14 protein-coding genes are annotated in these 15,947 nt (G+C 72.6%); 7 read left to right on the forward strand and 7 right to left on the reverse strand.

Features of this window, described 5'->3' with window-relative positions; genetic code table 11:
* Positions 1-74: 74 nt before the first annotated feature.
* Both QBL21_RS08485 and QBL21_RS08490 read left to right on the forward strand, forming a co-directional pair.
* Positions 75-866, forward strand: a complete 792-nt coding sequence (locus QBL21_RS08485; RefSeq protein WP_407561402.1) for an HAD family hydrolase — start codon at positions 75-77, stop codon at positions 864-866.
* 220 nt (positions 867-1,086) lie between these two features.
* A complete protein-coding gene (locus QBL21_RS08490) occupies positions 1,087-1,233 on the forward strand; it encodes a hypothetical protein (protein ID WP_407561403.1) in 147 nt (48 codons plus the stop codon).
* A 94-nt stretch (positions 1,234-1,327) separates the two neighbouring features.
* On the opposite strand, the gene QBL21_RS08495 is transcribed toward QBL21_RS08490, so the two are convergent.
* Positions 1,328-2,917, reverse strand: coding sequence for a purple acid phosphatase family protein (locus tag QBL21_RS08495; RefSeq protein WP_407561405.1), 1,590 nt, complete (start codon positions 2,915-2,917; stop codon positions 1,328-1,330).
* Positions 2,918-3,047: 130 nt separating this feature from the next.
* Between QBL21_RS08495 and QBL21_RS08500 the strand changes: the two genes are divergently transcribed.
* Entirely contained in the window at positions 3,048-4,088 is a 1,041-nt protein-coding gene (locus QBL21_RS08500) for a 3-isopropylmalate dehydrogenase (protein WP_407561406.1), read from the forward strand.
* Positions 4,089-4,362: 274 nt separating this feature from the next.
* Positions 4,363-5,472, forward strand: a complete 1,110-nt coding sequence (locus QBL21_RS08505; RefSeq protein ID WP_407561407.1) for a branched-chain amino acid aminotransferase — start codon at positions 4,363-4,365, stop codon at positions 5,470-5,472.
* Between the two features lie 144 nt (positions 5,473-5,616).
* On the opposite strand, the gene QBL21_RS08510 is transcribed toward QBL21_RS08505, so the two are convergent.
* Complete coding sequence (locus tag QBL21_RS08510; RefSeq protein WP_407561408.1) at positions 5,617-6,693, reverse strand: S1 family peptidase; 1,077 nt, start codon at positions 6,691-6,693, stop codon at positions 5,617-5,619.
* Positions 6,694-7,079: 386 nt separating this feature from the next.
* On the opposite strand from QBL21_RS08510, the gene cimA reads away from it, so the two are divergent.
* A complete protein-coding gene (cimA, locus tag QBL21_RS08515) occupies positions 7,080-8,726 on the forward strand; it encodes a citramalate synthase (RefSeq protein WP_407561409.1) in 1,647 nt (548 codons plus the stop codon).
* Here the strand turns inward: cimA and QBL21_RS08520 are convergent.
* On the reverse strand, positions 8,647-10,281 hold the full coding sequence (locus QBL21_RS08520) for an MFS transporter (protein ID WP_407561410.1): 1,635 nt from the start codon (positions 10,279-10,281) through the stop codon (positions 8,647-8,649). The genes cimA and QBL21_RS08520 overlap by 80 nt on opposite strands.
* Before the next feature lie 101 nt (positions 10,282-10,382).
* Complete coding sequence (locus QBL21_RS08525) at positions 10,383-10,883, reverse strand: MarR family winged helix-turn-helix transcriptional regulator (RefSeq protein WP_407561411.1); 501 nt, start codon at positions 10,881-10,883, stop codon at positions 10,383-10,385.
* A 216-nt stretch (positions 10,884-11,099) separates the two neighbouring features.
* On the opposite strand from QBL21_RS08525, the gene QBL21_RS08530 reads away from it, so the two are divergent.
* Together QBL21_RS08530 and QBL21_RS08535 are read left to right on the forward strand one after the other, a co-directional pair.
* Positions 11,100-12,707, forward strand: a complete 1,608-nt coding sequence (locus QBL21_RS08530; protein ID WP_407561412.1) for an acyl-CoA carboxylase subunit beta — start codon at positions 11,100-11,102, stop codon at positions 12,705-12,707.
* A gap of 65 nt (positions 12,708-12,772) precedes the next feature.
* Complete coding sequence (locus tag QBL21_RS08535) at positions 12,773-12,985, forward strand: acyl-CoA carboxylase epsilon subunit (RefSeq protein WP_407561414.1); 213 nt, start codon at positions 12,773-12,775, stop codon at positions 12,983-12,985.
* 108 nt (positions 12,986-13,093) lie between these two features.
* Here the strand turns inward: QBL21_RS08535 and gltX are convergent, their stop codons facing one another.
* Genes gltX through QBL21_RS08550 form a run of 3 tightly spaced genes read right to left on the reverse strand, consistent with a single transcriptional unit; the run spans position 13,094 to position 15,644 of the window.
* Positions 13,094-14,599 carry a glutamate--tRNA ligase gene (gene gltX / locus QBL21_RS08540; RefSeq protein WP_407561415.1) on the reverse strand — a complete coding sequence of 502 codons (1,506 nt, stop codon included), beginning with the start codon at positions 14,597-14,599 and terminating at the stop codon, positions 13,094-13,096.
* Complete coding sequence (locus tag QBL21_RS08545) at positions 14,592-15,404, reverse strand: fumarylacetoacetate hydrolase family protein (protein WP_407561416.1); 813 nt, start codon at positions 15,402-15,404, stop codon at positions 14,592-14,594. Before QBL21_RS08545 ends, gltX begins: the two co-directional genes overlap by 8 nt.
* Positions 15,405-15,449: 45 nt before the next feature.
* A complete protein-coding gene (locus QBL21_RS08550) occupies positions 15,450-15,644 on the reverse strand; it encodes a hypothetical protein (protein ID WP_407561417.1) in 195 nt (64 codons plus the stop codon).
* Between the last annotated feature and the right edge of the window lie 303 nt (positions 15,645-15,947).

Below are 15,947 nucleotides of genomic sequence, written 5' to 3' on the forward strand. Positions count from 1 at the left end.
CCCGAACGCCGCCCCCGGTCGCCTCCCCCGTCGACCGGGGGCGGCCCCGTGCGCCCCCGGGTTACCGTCGTGACATGCGGATACTCGCCGTGCTCTGGGACATCGACGACACGATCTTCGACCACTCCGGCGCCGAGCGGCGCGCCGCGCTGGAGTACCTGACCGCGCGCGGGCTGCTGGGCCGCTACCCCTCCCCGGAGGCCGCCACCGCGCACTGGCACGCGGTCTCCGAGGAGTACGTGGACCGCTACCTCGCCGGTGAGTTCACCTTCGTGGCCCAGCGCCGCGAGCGGGCCCGGGTGCTCGCCGGCCGGCCGCTGACCGACGCCGAGGCCGACGTCTGGATGGCCGGCTACCTGGCCGCGTACCGGCGGCACTGGCGGGCCTTCCCCGACGTCGTACCGGCGCTCGACGGGCTCGTCCCGCGCCGGCGGCACGGCCTGCTGTCCAACAACAGCGCCCCGCACCAGGAGGAGAAGCTCCGCGCCATCGGCATGCACGACCGCTTCGAGGCGCTGGTGTGCTCCGAGGAACTCGGCGTCGCCAAGCCCGCCCCCGCCGCCTTCCACGCCGCCTGCGACGCCCTCGGGCTGCCGCCGGAGCGCGTCGCCTACGTCGGCGACCGGCCGGACACCGACGCGGCGGGCGCGGACGCGGCGGGGCTGACGGGGATCTGGCTGGACCGCGGCGGCGCGGGCACGGGTGCGGGTGCGGGTGCCGGTGCCGGTGCCGGTGCCGGTGCCGGTGCCGGTGCCGGTGGAGGCGTGCGCGCACCGGCGCAGGAGCTTGTGAAACCCCCCGCGGGTGTGCGCCGCATCACGTCGCCCGCCCAGCTCGCGGCGCTCCTCGCCACCCTGGAGCCGTAGCGATCACCGCAGGTCGGCGGGGGTGCCGTCTCAGATAGTAGGAAGCCCGAGTATTTGGCGAGACAAGAACGCTTTGACGTCCTACTTTTGTAGGAGCCGAACGCTCGCGGAACAGCGACGGTGGTCGAGGCATGGCGCCCCTACGCAGGTCACCCCTGCGGCGCCGCTCCCGCCCCAGCGGCGTCCCCACGTATCTCCAGCGCCCAGAGGAGCTGCCCCCATGGCTGCCACCACCACGGTCCGCCGCGCTCGCCTCTCCGCCCGTACCCGGCAGACCCGGGACTCCGCGGACGCCCGGAAGAACGCCGCCGCCGCGCTCCAGCGGGCGTTCGACCGCCGCGACAACGGCGGCGCGACCGGCCACTGAGCCGCGGGCCCGCACCGGGCCCGCCGCGCCATCACCTCTCCACCGGCTCGCCACCACCACCGGATCCGGACCCCGGCCCGCGCACGGCGGCCGCTCAGCGGCCCCGTACCAGCTCGAAGCGGTCGATCCGCGTGCCGTCCTCGGCGTACGCGGCGACGTTCAGCGCGGGCGAGGCGCCCGGCAGGGACTCCACCGCGAGGAACGAGTAACCGGTGTAGCGCACCCGCGACCACTCGACGCCCTCCAGCGCCTTCTCGCCCGACCGCGTCCAACTGAACGTCTCCACCACGTCCCGGTCGCGGCGCCGGCCCTCGTAGGTGTCCGGGGCGCTGAAGCCGTAAAGCTTGCGCCCGCCGCCGCCCGCGGTCACGTAGACCGCGCCGTGACGCTCGGTGTCCACCGAGCCGCCGACCGGCAGCGGCCGGGTCAGGGCGCCTGCGCGCAGCGCGTCGGTGCGCTCGTAGACGTGGTTGTGGCCGTTGATCACCAGGTCCACGCGGTGCTTGTCGAACAGCGGCGTGAAGTGCTCCCGTACCCCGCCGTCCGAGGCGTGCGTGCTGGTGGAGTACGCGCAGTGGTGGAAGAAGACCACGACGAAGTCGACGTCGGCCGCCGTGCGCAGCGCCTTCAGCCGCCGGTCCAGCCAGCGCACCTGGGCGCCGTCGGTGAAGCCGAGGTTGGCCGGGATCTCGTACGACACGTCGTTGGCGTCCAGCGCCACGACGGCGACGTTGCCGTAGACGAAGGAGTACGAGCCCGGCGCCTCGCGCGGACCCGCGCCGTTGCCCGGCAGCGTCCAGCGGGCGCGCTGGCCGTCGTAGCCGTCGGGGGAGTACCACGCCTCCATGTCGTGGTTGCCCATCGCCGGCATCCACGGGACCCGGGAGGACACCGGGTCGATCTGCCGCAGGAAGTCGTCCCACACCCGGGCGTCGTAGCTGTCGGTCTCCATGCCCTGCCCGGAGTCCTCGGCGTAGCAGATGTCGCCGGCGTGCAGGTGGAACGCCGGGGGGCCGCCGGGCAGGGCGCCGATGCGCCGGGTGATCGCGCGGGCGGCGCGGCCGGTGCCCTGGTCGCCGAAGGCGGTGAAGACGAAGCGCTCCGGCCGGGCGGGCGCGGTGCGGAACCCGGCGAGGTGCTCGCCGGCTCCCGGCGAGGCGGCGGGGTCGAACTCGTCGTGGCCGAGGCCGTAGACGTACGCCGTGCCGGGCGCCAGGCCGTCGAGCGCGGCGTGCACGTAGTGCTGCTCCACCGCCGGCAGGCCGTTCAGCTCGGGGGTCTTCAGCGGCCGGATCTCGGCCGCGACGCGCTCGCCGAGGTCGCCGCGGTCCCTGCCGAAGCGCACGTACGGCCGGCGCACCGGCAGCGGGAGCTGCCAGCCGACGCGCATCTGCGTGCACGGGTCGGCGCCGAAGGCCAGATGCCGGCCGAACGCCGCCGGCGGGCCGGAGGGCGCGGGGCTGACGGAGTGCGCCGAGGAGTCGTCCGTACGCCCGGACCCGCCGGTACGCCCCGGCCCGCCGTCGCCGTTGCTGCACCCGGCGAGCAGCAGCCCGCCGGCCAGCCCGCCGGCGCCGGTGACGACGCGCCGCCGGGAGAGCCGGCGGCGCAGGTACTCGTGCTGTTCTGCCATGCTCATGCCGCGGGCGAGGCGTGGCGGGATGCCGAAGCCGGGTGTGTCCATACGTCCGAGCCTTCCCCGTCGCGGCCGGCCCATCGGAGAACCGCGGCCGTCGGCGTGGTGAACGCCTCCGGTAGTCCACATCCCGGACGGCGGTGTCATCCCGCAAGACGTAGCGCGTAGGCTCCCCTTCATGTCTCGCAGCATTCGTCTCGCGTCCATTCCCGGCGACGGCATCGGCCCCGAGGTCGTGGCCCAGGGCCTGAAAGTGCTCTCCGCCGTCCTGCCGCAGGACGTGAAGCTGGAGACCGAGAGCTACGACCTGGGCGCCCGCCGCTGGCACGCCACCGGCGAGACCCTGCCGGACGCGGAGCTGGCGGCCCTCAAGGACTACGACGCGATCCTGCTCGGCGCCATCGGCGACCCCTCGGTGCCGTCCGGCGTGCTGGAGCGCGGGCTGCTGCTGAAGCTGCGCTTCGCCTTCGACCACTACGTGAACCTGCGCCCGTCGAAGCTCTTCCCCGGCACCGAGACCCCGCTGGCCGGCCGTCCGGACATCGACTTCGTCGTCGTCCGCGAGGGCACCGAGGGCCCCTACACGGGCAACGGCGGCAGCCTGCGCACCGGCACCCCGGCCGAGGTGGCCACCGAGGTCAGCGTCAACACCGCGTACGGCGTGGAGCGCGTGGTCCGGGACGCGTACGAGCGCGCCCAGGCCCGCCCGCGCAAGAAGCTGACGCTCGTGCACAAGAACAACGTGCTCGTCTACGCCGGCCACCTGTGGAAGAACACCTTCGACAGCGTCGGCGCCGAATACCCCGACGTCACCACGGACTACCTGCACGTCGACGCCGCGACGATCTTCCTCACCACCCAGCCCGAGCGGTTCGACGTGATCGTCACCGACAACCTCTTCGGCGACATCCTCACCGACCTCGCCGCCGCCATCAGCGGCGGCATCGGCCTCGCCGCCTCCGGGAACATCAACCCGGCCGGCGCCTTCCCGTCGATGTTCGAGCCGGTCCACGGCTCCGCGCCGGACATCGCCGGCACCGGCAAGGCCGACCCGACGGCCACCGTCCTGTCGGTCGCCCTGCTCCTGCGCCACCTCGGCTACGCCGCGCAGGCCACCCGCGTCGAGGAGGCCGTCGAGGCCGACCTGGCCGCGCGGGGCGCCACGGCGCGCACCACGGACGAGATCGGCGACGCGCTCGCCGCCCGAGTATCCGGCTGACCGCCGGGACCACACACACGCTCGCGCGGCCGGCCCGGCCGGTCAGGTTTCTCCGTACGGCCGACTGACGCCGACCCTCCGGTCGGCGTCAGTGCGACGATGACCCTTCGGGCCGCATACCACCGCCACACTTGCCGCTGCCCACACCCACGTCATAATCGACTGCGGGGCCGCGGCACGGGGTAATGCTCGGACGTCCTAGTACCTTCGGGTGCAAGGGCGCCGGTACGGGACGCGGTCCGCCACACACCGAACGGTGAAGGACACGAATCTGATGACCACGATCGAGCTCAAGCCGTCCGCACACCCGCTGTCCGACGCGGAGCGCGAGACGATCCTCACCAACCCCGGCTTCGGCAAGCACTTCACCGACCACATGGTCACGATCAAGTGGACCGAGGGCCGCGGCTGGCACGACGCGCAGCTCCAGCCGTACGCGCCGCTCACCCTCGACCCGGCGACGATGGCGCTGCACTACGGGCAGTCCATCTTCGAGGGGCTGAAGGCGTACCGGCAGCCCGACGGCAGCGTCCGCACCTTCCGGCCGGACGCCAACGCGCGCCGCTTCCAGCTCTCCGCCCGCCGGCTGGCCATGCCCGAACTGCCCGTCGAAACCTTCGTGGAGGCCATCGACGTGCTGGTGCGCCAGGACAAGGCGTGGGTGCCGGGCACCGGCGAGGAGTCGCTGTACCTGCGCCCGTTCATGTTCGCCACCGAGGTCGGCCTCGGCGTGAACTCGCCGGCGCACGAGTACCTGTTCATGGTGCTGGCCTCGCCCGCGGGCGCGTACTTCCACGGCGGCATCAAGCCGGTGTCGGTGTGGCTCACCGAGGAGTACGTGCGCGCCGCGCCCGGCGGCACCGGCGAGGCCAAGTGCGCGGGCAACTACGCGGGCGCCATGGCGGCCACCCTCCAGGCCGTGCAGCAGGGCTGCGACCAGGTGGTGTGGCTGGACGCGGTGGAGCGCCGCTGGATCGAGGAGATGGGCGGGATGAACCTGTACTTCGTGCGGGAGGGCGGGCCCGGCGGGCAGGAAGGGGCCGCGGAGGTGGTCACGCCCGAGCTGACCGGCACGCTGCTGCCCGGCATCACCCGCGACTCGCTGCTGACCATCGCCGCCGACCTCGGCTACCGCACCGGCGAGGTGCGCATCTCCAAGGAGGAGTGGCAGGCCGGCTGCGCGGACGGCACGATCACGGAGACCTTCGCCTGCGGCACGGCGGCGGTCATCACGCCGGTGGGGCACGCGAAGTCCAGCACGGCGGAGTGGACGGTCGCCGACGGGTCGATGGGGCCGATCACGGCGCGGCTGCGCAAGGCGCTGGTCGACGTGCAGACCGGGCAGGCCCCGGACCCGCACGGCTGGATGCACGAGCTGGGCTGACGCACGGGCCGGCTGACGCACGGGCCCGCCTGACGCAGGGGCCGGGCCGACGACGCGGTACGGGGCCGGTGGCTCCGTACCGCGTCAGGGGCCGCCGCCTGGATCCGGCGGCGGCCCCTTGCGTGCCGTGGTGTCGCGGGTGCGTCAGTAGACGGTCACGCCGTAGGCGCTCAGCGCCTCGGTGACCGGCTGGTGGATGGCGGAGCCGTTGGTGCCGGTGCAGCCCGCGCTGCCGGAGTGGATGCCGTACGCGACGTTGCCCGAGAAGTGGGCGCCGCCGCTGTCGCCGCCGGCGGAGCAGGCGGTGGTGCGGACCATGTTGTAGACGGGGCCTTCGCTGTAGTTGACGGTCACGTTCACCGCGGTCACGCTGCCGCTGGTGACCTGGGTGGTGGAGCCGCTCTTCTGGATGGCCTGGCCGACGACGGCGTTGGCGGCGCTGGTGATGTCCCGGGTGCTGCCGTTGTAGAGGTTCACGGTGCCCGCGGGGGAGGAGCCGTCGGTGTAGCGGACGATGCCGTAGTCGTTGGTCGGGAAGCTGGTGCCCTCGCGGGTGCCGACGGCCGCGCCGCCGCTGGTGGCCGACCAGGAGGCGCCGGCGTTGGTGCAGTGGCCCGCGGTGACGAAGTAGCGGGCGTTGTTCTTGGTCACGTTGAACGCCGCGGAGCAGCGGTAGCCGCCGCCGTAGATGGCGTCGCCGCCCAGGACCTCCTTGCGGAACGTCCCGGGTATGCGCTCCACCCGGGCCGTGCCGTCGAGGCTCTTCGCGACGCTCTTCAGCTTCGCGTACTCGGCGGCGGAGACCGTGGAGTCGGCCTGCACGGCTATCTGGTTCGTGGCCGGATCGACACCCCACGAGGTGCCGGTGATCTTCGCCCGCTCCTCGAAGGCGCCCATCGCGGAGCGGAGTTCCGCGGCGCTGTGCTCGACCAGCTCGGCGCGGGCGCCGGCGGCGCGGGCCTCGGCGGCGGCGGCCTTGTCGGTGACCGTCACGACCAGCTCGCCGGTGTCGGCGTCCAGGTACGTGCCGGCGCTGTCGGCGCCGAGGGTGCGCGCGACGTCGGCGCTGAGCGCCAGCGTCGCCGCGTCGGCCTGTACCCCCTGGTCGGGGCGGTCGGCCGGCGGGGGTGCCGCGGCGGCCGTGGAGCCGGCGGCGGCGGTGCCGAGGAGGAGAAGGGCGGCAAGGGTGCCGCCCAGACGCGCGGACATCTGGGGTCTCATGCGGTGGGTTCTCCTTTGGTGTGAATCATGTGGGGGTGCGTGGGAGGTGCCGTACCGACTGGCCGGGGACCAAATTGGCACGCGCATGTCATTGACACAAGACCGCATCGCGCCCTGACCTCGCCGTACGAAACGTGGGCACTCTGCCCGTATCGTGAGACGGGACTCCAGGTCGGGCGGGGTGTGTGCCAGACTGCCCGACGTGACCTCGTCTGCCGTCATGATTATTGGCAACAGGCGCGCCGGTCCGCGCTGACCCGTACCGCGATCCGCATGCGGTGCTGGCTCACCGCGTCCCAGACCCGCGCGCAGACCTCTCGCGACCCGCGAGGGGTCTTTTGCTTTTCCGGGGCCGGAGAGCACACCATCCCGACAGGAGCACTTCGATGAGCACAGAGCCGGAAGCCCCCGACACTCCGGGAAGCCCCGGACCCTCCGATGATGGTTTCCACGTCTTCGACACCACGCTGCGCGACGGCGCGCAGCGCGAGGGCATCAGCCTCACCGTCGCGGACAAGCTGGCCATCGCCCGGCACCTCGACGACTTCGGCGTGGGCTTCATCGAGGGCGGCTGGCCCGGCGCGGTGCCCCGGGACACGGAGTTCTTCCGCCGCGCCCGCGACGAGATCGACTTCCGGTACGCACAGCTCGTCGCCTTCGGCTCCACCCGCAAGGCGGGCGTACGGGTCGAGGACGACCCGCAGGTGCTGGCGCTGCTGGAGTCCAAGGCGCCCGTCGTCACCCTGGTCGCCAAGGCGCACGACCGGCACGTGGAGCTGGCGCTGCGCACCACGCTCGCGGAGAACCTCGCGATGGTCCGGGACACGGTGGCGTTCCTGCGCGAGCACGGCCGCCGGGTCTTCGTCGACTGCGAGCACTTCTTCGACGGCCACCGCGCCAACGCCGCGTACGCCAAGCAGGTCGTCGCCGCGGCGCACGAGGCCGGCGCCGACGTCGTCGTGCTCTGCGACACCAACGGCGGCATGCTCCCCGGCCAGGTGCGCGAGACCGTCGCCGAGGTGCTGGCCGCCACCGGCGCGCGGCTCGGCATGCACGCCCAGGACGACTCCGGCTGCGCCGTGGCCAACACCCTGGCCGCCGTCGACGGCGGCGCCACGCACGTGCAGTGCACCGCCAACGGCTACGGCGAGCGCGTCGGCAACGCCAACCTGTTCCCGGTGGTGGCCGCGCTGGAGCTGAAGTACGACATGCGGGTGCTGCCCGCGGGCAAGCTGGCGGAGATGACCAGGATCTCGCACGCCGTCGCCGAGGTCGTCAACATCGCGCCGGCCACCCACCAGCCGTACGTGGGCGTCTCGGCCTTCGCCCACAAGGCCGGCCTGCACGCCTCCGCCATCAAGGTCGACCCCGACCTCTACCAGCACATCGACCCCGATCTGGTCGGCAACCGGCTGCGGATGCTGGTCTCCGACATGGCCGGCCGGGCGTCCATCGAGCTGAAGGGCAAGGACCTCGGCCTCGACCTCGGCGACGACCGCGAGCTGCTGAGCCGCGTGGTGGAGCGGGTCAAGGAGAACGAGCACCGCGGGCTGACGTACGAGGCCGCCGACGCCTCCTTCGAGCTGCTGCTCCGCGAGGAGCTGCAACTGCGCGAGTCCGGCCGGAGCCGGCGCTACTTCCGTACCGAGTCCTGGCGGGCCATCGTCGAGGACCGGCCGGACGGCACCCACGCCAACGAGGCCACGGTCAAGCTGTGGGCCAAGGGCGAGCGGACCGTCGTCACGGCCGAGGGCAAAGGCCCGGTCCATGCCCTGGACCGGGCCCTGCGGGTGGCGCTGGAGCGCATCTACCCCCAGCTCGCCGACTTCGAGCTGATCGACTACAAGGTGCGGATCCTGGAGGGGACCCACGGCACCGAGTCGACGACCCGCGTGCTCATCACCACCGGCGACGGCCGGGGCGAGTGGGACACCGTCGGCGTCGCGGACAACGTCATCGCGGCGTCGTGGCAGGCGCTGGACGACGCGTACGCCTACGGCCTGCTGCGCGCCGGAGTGGTTCCGGAGGAGTAGCGCCGGGCACCCCGGGGGCGCCGGGAACCACACCGGCGCCCTCCGCACCGCCGCTCTCCGCCCCGGCGCCTTCCGCCCCGGCGCCCGTCGCCCCGCCGCCCGACGCCGCGCTCCCGCCCGGCTTCTGCGGTCCGCGGGGCGTACGCGGCCGCAGCACCGCCAGGGTCAGCACCGCCGCCGCGGCGACCAGCGCCGCCCCGATGCCGAACGCCAGCCGGAAGCCGCCCGTCAGCGCCGCGTCCGGCCCGTCCCCGGCCGCGGCCAGCGCCTCCGTACGCCCCGCCGCCAGCGTCGTCAGCACCGCGACGCCCAGCGCGCCGCCGATCTGCTGCCCGGTGTTGAACAGCCCGGAGACCACCCCGGCGTCGTCCGCGCGCGCCCCGGACATGCCCAGCGCGGTCATCGCCGGCAGCACCAGCCCGCCGCCGCTGATCAGCAGCATCGTCGGCAGCAGGTGGGTCACGTAGCTCACCTCGGCCGGATCCCGCGGGATCCGGACGAGCAGCGCCAGGGCGAGCGCGAGGAGTACGAGGCCGGCCAGCAGCACCGACCGCTCGCCGAACCGGGCCACCAGCCGGGCGGAGACGAGCAGCGAGGTGACGCCGATGGTGACCGCGGCCGGCAGCATCGCGAAGCCGGTCTCGGCGGCCCCGTAGCCCAGCACCTGCTGCATGTAGAGCGCGACGACGATCTGGAAGGCGAACATTCCCGAGATCACGAGCAGTTGGACGGCGTTGGCGCCGGACACGGTGCGCGAGCGGAAGACGCGCAGCGGCAGCAGCGGCGCGGCGGCCCTGGCCTGGCGGAGCACGAAGCCGGCCAGCAGGGCGGCGGCCAGCGCGGCGGAGCCGAGGGTGCGGCCCGAGGTCCAGCCGTGGCTCTCGGTCTCGACGATGGTGTAGACGCCGAGCATCAGCCCGGAGGTGACCAGCAGCGCGCCGGCGACATCGGCGCCCGCGGCCAGGCCGATGCCGCGGTCGCCGGGCAGCACGCGGAGCGCGAGCACGGCGGTGGCCAGCCCGATGGGCAGGTTGATGAAGAAGATCCAGTGCCAGCTCAGCGCGTCGGTGAGCACGCCGCCGAGCACCTGGCCCAGCGAGGCGCCGGTCGCGCCGGTGAACGCGAAGGCGCCGATGGCCTTCGCCCGCTCCTTCGGGTCGGTGAAGAGTGTGACGATCATGCCGAGCCCGACGGCCGAGGCCAGCGCGCCGCCGACGCCCTGCACGAAGCGGGCGGCGATCAGCAGCCACGGCTCGGTGGCCAGACCGCACAGCAGCGAGGCGGCGGTGAAGAGCAGGACGCCGGCGACGAACACCCGCTTGCGGCCGAGCAGGTCGCCGAGCCGGCCGGCGAGGAGGAGCAGCCCGCCGAAGGCGATCATGTAGGCGTTGACCGTCCAGGTCAGGTCGGCGGGGGAGAACCCCAGGTCCTGCTGGATGGCGGGGAGCGCGACGGTGACGATGCTCCCGTCGAGGATGATCATCAGCGCGCCGGTGCAGAGGATCGCGAGGGCGAACCAGCGGGACCGGTCGGAGCGTGGGTCGGTGGCGTTCATGCGGCCTCTCCTGGGCTTTGGGGCAACAGGAGAGACCGTAGCAGATAGTTTCGTACGAGACTATCTCGTATTCAGTTTTCTTCTACGGACCTTCTTGCCGGCTACCGCCGGGCCTGCCGCGCCCGGCGAACGGGCTGGTCGGAGTGGACGGGCTCGGCCAGTGCGCCCTCCGTCAGGTTCTCCAGGGCGCCGACGAAGATCTCCCGCTGGGCCGCCGGCAGGGCGTCGAGGACGTCCCGGTGCACCCGGTCGACGACCTCCTGGCCGCGCGCCGCGATCTCCGCGCCGGCCTCGGTGACGTGGATGATGCGGGCCCGTCGGTCCGTGCTCGACGGCCGCCGCTCGGCGTACCCGGCCTTCTCCAGGCCGTCCACGGTCACGACCATCGTCGTCTTGTCCATCCGCGCCAGCTCGGCGAGCTGGCCCTGGGTCCGCTCGGCCTCCAGCGCGTGCACGAGCACGCACTGCTCGCGCTGGAGCAGGCCGACCTCGCTCAGCGCGGCGGCCAGGCGGGTGTTGAGTACATGCGCGGTGTGGACCAGCGTTCCGGTCAGATCCAGTACCGTACGGGCGGGCGCGCGGGATGCGGGCGTGGTGGTCATGGGTCCAGGTTAACAAGAAGGTCTACTACGGAACCTTCTCGTGCTCCACCGATCTGTCCAACTGCGTTGTTGGAGCCCTACAGCCCGCATCGACGTGTCGTTGGCCGGTGTCTGGCCCCGTCACCTGCACATAGTGCCGGGTGCTCATGATTTCCCGGCCGACGTTGTAGGGAAATGACATAAGGTTCGATGCCCTCGTACCCGTACCGTCTTTCTATGACCACAGTGGACTACGCCCCCTCCGACGCGGCGGCGACGGCAGGCGCCGTCGAGAACGAGGCCCGGGGGCGGGCGGCCGAGCTGCGCCGCATTCGCGAGCAGGCCCACGCGGGGCCCAGCGAGCGGGCGACCGCCGCGCAGAAGGCCAAGGGGAAGCTCACTGCCCGGGAGCGGATCGACCTGCTGCTGGACGAGGGGTCGTTCAACGAGGTGGAGCCGCTGCGCCGGCACCGCGCCACGGGCTTCGGCCTGGAGGCCAAGAAGCCCTACACGGACGGTGTGATCACCGGGTGGGGGACGGTGCACGGGCGGACGGTCTTCGTCTACGCCCACGACTTCCGGATCTTCGGCGGCGCGCTGGGCGAGGCGCACGCGAACAAGATCCACAAGATCATGGACAAGGCGATCGCGGCCGGTGCGCCGCTGGTGTCGCTGAACGACGGTGCGGGCGCCCGGATCCAGGAGGGCGTCTCGGCGCTCGCCGGCTACGGCGGCATCTTCCAGCGCAACACCCGCGCCTCCGGCGTCATCCCGCAGATCTCGGTCATGCTCGGCCCCTGCGCCGGCGGCGCCGCGTACAGCCCGGCGCTCACCGACTTCGTCTTCATGGTCCGCGAGACCTCGCAGATGTTCATCACGGGACCGGACGTGGTCAAGGCGGTGACCGGCGAGGAGATCAGCCAGAACGGGCTGGGCGGCGCGGACGTGCACGCGGAGACCTCGGGCGTGTGCCACTTCGCGTACGACGACGAGGTGACGTGCCTGGAGGAGGTGCGCTACCTGCTGTCGATGCTGCCGCAGAACAACCGGGAGAACCCGCCGGCCGTCACCGCCGAGGACCCGGCCGACCGCGGCGGCGACCCGCTGCTGGACCTGGTGCCGGCCGACGGCAACAGGCCGTACGACATGCACAAGGTGATCGAGGAGATCGTCGACGACGGCGAGTACCTCGAAGTGCACGAGCGCTGGGCCACCAACCTGATCTGCGCGCTCACCCGGCTCGACGGCCAGGTGGTCGGCATCGTCGCCAACCAGCCGCAGTCGCTGGCGGGCGTCCTGGACATCGAGGCGAGCGAGAAGGGTGCCCGCTTCGTCCAGATGTGCGATGCGTTCAACATCCCGATCGTCACCCTGCTCGACGTCCCCGGCTTCCTGCCGGGCGTCGACCAGGAGCACGGCGGCATCATCCGGCACGGTGCGAAGCTGCTCTACGCCTACTGCAACGCCACCGTGCCGCGGATCTCGATCGTGCTCAGGAAGGCGTACGGCGGCGCGTACATCGTCATGGACAGCCAGTCCATCGGCGCCGACCTCACCTACGCCTGGCCGACCAACGAGATCGCCGTCATGGGCGCCGAGGGCGCCGCCAACGTGATCTTCCGTCGCGACATCGCCGCCGCGGAGGACCCCGAGGCCAAGCGCACCGAGATGGTCAAGCAGTACAAGGCCGAGCTGATGCACCCGTACTACGCGGCCGAACGCGGGCTCGTGGACGACGTCATCGACCCCGTGGACACCCGCCAGATCCTCATCCGGTCCCTGACCATGCTGCGGACGAAGCACGCGGACCTGCCGGCGCGCAAGCACGGCAACCCGCCGCAGTGACCCCGCCGCCTCCCCGCAGCCCGCAGCCCGCAGCCGACCGCGCAGAACAGCCCAGGAGCACACACGTGACCACGCCGCACACCGAGAACCTCGTCCGGGTCGAGAAGGGCGAAGCCAGCGAGGAAGAGCTGGCCGCGCTCACCGCGGTGCTGCTCGCCCGCGCCGCCGCCCCGCGGCCGACCCACGCCCGCCACGGCGGGCACGGCGACTCCGCGGCCCGCTGGCGCCGGCTGGAGCGCCAGCACGGCTTCCGCGCCCCGCACAGTTGGCAGCGCTGACGCCCGAGCCGCACCACGCACGACGAAGGCCCCGCCACCGGCGGGGCCTTCGCGCGTCGTACGGTACGCACCGGGCGGCCTCCTGCCGGGCGGCCCGCGACCCGCCGCTCAGCCCTGCGCGGCCGCCTCCAGGCGCCCCAGGGCCGCGTCCACCCGCGCCAGCGTGCGCTCGCGGCCCAGCACCTCCAGCGACTCGAACAGCGGCAGCCCCACCGTCCGCCCCGTCACCGCGACCCGCACCGGCGCCTGCGCCTTGCCCAGCTTCAGGCCGTGCTCCTCGCCCGCGGCGAGCACCGCCTCCTTCAGCGCCTCCGCCGACCACTCGGCCGCCACCAGCTTCGCGCGCGCCGTCCGCAGCAGGTCGGCCGCGCCCGGCTGCCCCGGTTTCATGGCTTTGTCCCATGACTTCTCGTCGGTCACCGGCTCGTCGAGGAAGAGGAAGTCGACGTTCGCCGTGATGTCGGAGAGCACCGTCAGCCGCGTCTGCGCCAGCGGCGCCAGCGCCGCGAAGGCGTCCGCGTCGAAGGACTCCGCCGGCCACGGCGCGTACGGCGCCCGCAGCCAGGGCGCGCAGCGCGCGGCGAAGTCCTTCACGTCGAGCATGCGGATGTGGTCCGCGTTGACGGCCTCGGCCTTCTTCAGGTCGAAGCGGGCCGGGTTGGGCACCACGTCGGCGATGTCGAAGGCCGCGACCAGTTCCTCGCGGGTGAAGACGTCCCGGTCGGCGGAGAGCGACCAGCCCAGCAGCGAGAGGTAGTTGATCAGCCCCTCGGGCAGGAAGCCGCGCTCGCGGTAGAGGTTGAGCGAGGACTGCGGGTCGCGCTTGGACAGCTTCTTGTTGCCCTCGCCCATGACGTACGGCAGGTGGCCGAACTCCGGCACCCGCTTGGCGTCGCCCAGCTCGATCAGCGCGCGGTAGAGCGCGATCTGCCGCGGCGTGGAGGACAGCAGGTCCTCGCCGCGCAGCACGTGCGTGATCTCCATCAGCGCGTCGTCGACCGGGTTGACCAGGGTGTAGAGCGGGGCGCCGTTGGCGCGCACGATGCCGTAGTCCGTGACGTTCTCGGGTGCGAACGTCAGCTCGCCGCGCACCAGGTCGGTGAAGGTGATCGTCTCGTCCGGCATCCGGAAGCGGACGATCGAGGCCCGGCCCTCCGCCTCGTACGCGGCCACCTGCGCGGCGGTCAGCGCGCGGCAGTGCCCGTCGTACCCGGAGGGCCGCCCGGCCGCGCGCGCCGCCTCGCGGCGCTCCTCCAGCTCCGCCGCGGTGCAGTAGCAGCGGTAGGCGTGCCCGGCGTCCTGGAGCCGGCGGGCCACGTCGGCGTAGATGTCCATGCGCTGCGACTGCCGGTACGGCGCGTGCGGGCCGCCGGCCTCGGGGCCCTCGTCCCAGTCGACGCCGAGCCAGCGGAAGGAGTCGAGCAGTTGCTCGTACGACTCCTCGGAGTCGCGGGCCGCGTCGGTGTCCTCGATCCGGAAGACCAGCGACCCACCGGTGTGCCGGGCGTACGCCCAGTTGAACAGGGCGGTGCGCACCAGGCCCACATGGGGGTTGCCGGTGGGGGAGGGACAGAAGCGGACCCGTACGGGGGCCGGGGGGGCTGCGCTAGCCACGCTTGATCACCTTGTTGGCGAGAGTGCCGATGCCTTCGATGGTGACGGCGACCTCGTCGCCGTCGTGCAGCGGGCCGACGCCCGCGGGGGTCCCGGTGAGCACGACGTCACCGGGCAGCAGCGTCATCGCCTCGGTGATGTGCACGATCAGCTCGGGGATCGAGCGCACCATGTCCGTCGTCCGGCCGAGCTGGCGCTGTTCGCCGTTGACCGTGCACTGGATGGCGATGCCCTCGGCGATCCGGGCCGGGTCCAGCTCCGTCTCGACCCACGGGCCGAGCGGGCAGGAGGTGTCGAAGCCCTTGGCCCGGGCCCACTGCTTCTCGCGCCGCTGGACGTCGCGCGCGGTCACGTCGTTCGCGCAGGTGTAGCCGAGGATCACGTCCTGGGCCCGCTCCAGCGGCACTTCGCGGCAGAGCCGGCCGATGACGACGGCCAGCTCCGCCTCGTACTGCACGTCGTCGGAGAAGGACGGGTACGCGATGGGGTCGCCGGGGCCGATCACCGAGGTGGACGGCTTGAAGAAGGTGACCGGCACTTCAGGTACCTCGTTGCCCAGCTCCGCGGCGTGCTCGGCGTAGTTGCGGCCGATCGCGACGACCTTGTTGGGGAGCACGGGGGGCAGCAGCCGCACCTTGTCCAGCGGGAGCCTGCGGCCCGACCGCTCGAACTCGGCGAAGGGATGACCCTTGATCACGTCGAGGGTGACCTCGCCCCGGGGGACGCCGGCGCCGTCGAAGCCGTCGGAGCCTTCGACCACACCGAACGCGACGCTGCCGTCGACGGAGAACCTGGCGATACGCACGGGGCCCAGGTTATCGCCCCGCCACGGTGCGTCGCGCCGCGCGGGTCAGGCCCCGGCGGGGATCTCCTCCAGCACGGTGCGGCGCGGGTTCGCGGTGCGCTCCGGCGGCTGCGCGGCCGGGGCGGCGGCGGCGATCCGGGCGGCGAGCGCCTCGGGCGGCTCGGGAACCAGCAGGTCCCCGGCGTCGTCGAGGTGGGCGAGGGTGGTGCGCCGCGGGTTGGCTATGGTGCGGAGGATCATGACGGTTACTCGTGCCTTTACGTGCCGGGGCCCGCTGTCGGGCCGACGAGAGTGCGCTTTACGGAACGGGCCGTTGTGTCAAGGCAAGGGTAGGCATCGCTATTCCCCGTGCCGCCGGGACCCATCCCGTACGGCATTGTGACTTTCCTCACCCCCTCGGTGACGAATGCCAAATATCGTCGACTCCGGCGAACGGCCAAAACAGCGCATCTCTCGACAGGGGCGACATTTCCCAACCGATGGGCTCGACCCGGGACACAGCCCCGGGCCATGCACCTCGTAGGAAAATGTCCGTTATCCCCA

Source organism: Streptomyces sp. 184 (assembly GCF_045781775.1).
GTDB lineage: Bacteria > Actinomycetota > Actinomycetes > Streptomycetales > Streptomycetaceae > Streptomyces.

What these genes read in the sequence shown, in the direction of transcription:
- QBL21_RS08485 (WP_407561402.1), top strand. Translation starts at nt 75, where the DNA reads ATGCGGATACTCGCCGTGCTCTGGGACATCGACGACACGATCTTCGAC.
- QBL21_RS08490 (WP_407561403.1), top strand. Translation starts at nt 1,087, where the DNA reads ATGGCTGCCACCACCACGGTCCGCCGCGCTCGCCTCTCCGCCCGTACC.
- QBL21_RS08495 (WP_407561405.1), bottom strand. Translation starts at nt 2,917, where the DNA reads ATGGACACACCCGGCTTCGGCATCCCGCCACGCCTCGCCCGCGGCATG.
- QBL21_RS08500 (WP_407561406.1), top strand. Translation starts at nt 3,048, where the DNA reads ATGTCTCGCAGCATTCGTCTCGCGTCCATTCCCGGCGACGGCATCGGC.
- QBL21_RS08505 (WP_407561407.1), top strand. Translation starts at nt 4,363, where the DNA reads ATGACCACGATCGAGCTCAAGCCGTCCGCACACCCGCTGTCCGACGCG.
- QBL21_RS08510 (WP_407561408.1), bottom strand. Translation starts at nt 6,693, where the DNA reads ATGAGACCCCAGATGTCCGCGCGTCTGGGCGGCACCCTTGCCGCCCTT.
- cimA (WP_407561409.1), top strand. Translation starts at nt 7,080, where the DNA reads ATGAGCACAGAGCCGGAAGCCCCCGACACTCCGGGAAGCCCCGGACCC.
- QBL21_RS08520 (WP_407561410.1), bottom strand. Translation starts at nt 10,281, where the DNA reads ATGAACGCCACCGACCCACGCTCCGACCGGTCCCGCTGGTTCGCCCTC.
- QBL21_RS08525 (WP_407561411.1), bottom strand. Translation starts at nt 10,883, where the DNA reads ATGACCACCACGCCCGCATCCCGCGCGCCCGCCCGTACGGTACTGGAT.
- QBL21_RS08530 (WP_407561412.1), top strand. Translation starts at nt 11,100, where the DNA reads ATGACCACAGTGGACTACGCCCCCTCCGACGCGGCGGCGACGGCAGGC.
- QBL21_RS08550 (WP_407561417.1), bottom strand. Translation starts at nt 15,644, where the DNA reads ATGATCCTCCGCACCATAGCCAACCCGCGGCGCACCACCCTCGCCCAC.